Origin of the sequence: Acinetobacter sp. 12966, assembly GCF_031196995.1 — a bacterium.
In the GTDB taxonomy this organism is placed as follows: domain Bacteria; phylum Pseudomonadota; class Gammaproteobacteria; order Pseudomonadales; family Moraxellaceae; genus Acinetobacter; species Acinetobacter geminorum.
Genome location: NZ_JAVIMC010000131.1, coordinates 433 through 924, shown reverse-complemented (window position 1 = coordinate 924; position 492 = coordinate 433). Strand labels below are relative to the sequence as shown.

1 pseudogene is annotated in these 492 nt (G+C 42.1%); it reads left to right on the top strand.

From position 1 onward, the window contains the following. Window positions 1-492 (top strand): annotated as a pseudogene (locus RFW85_RS17780) (phage tail protein); the annotation flags it as partial.

Here is a 492-nt window from a genome sequence, read left to right as displayed (position 1 = left end):
TTATGCACAACGAGAAGTACAAGCGCGAATTGAAGGCGATAAAGTAACAGTTCAAAAGATTGATACGTATATCGCAAGTAATGACAGTGCTCTTGCAACTGTACGCCAATCTGCACAAGTTGCAGTTGAGCAGTCAGCTGCAAATGCTGAAGCAATTGATTCAATTAATCTTGAGCTTGACGATAAAGCTTCAACTGGTGCACTTGAGCAAGTTAAGTCTGATATTAAGAATGTAGATGACAAAGTTCTTGCCCAAACTACAAGGATTGATGGAGTTTACGCGCAAATCAATCCTCCATTGATCGGGTCAGAATCTGACTTAATCGGAAATGAAGGAGGTTATGCAGGTGTCTGGTCAGAGCAATCTGCTCGTATCGAAGGTGATTTGGCCCAAGCTAAACTTACTGAACAGCTTTCTGCTCAGATGAATGAGAACAATGCCGTATTCAAGCGCCAGCTCGAGGCAAATTCAAGTGCTATTTCTTCAACGAT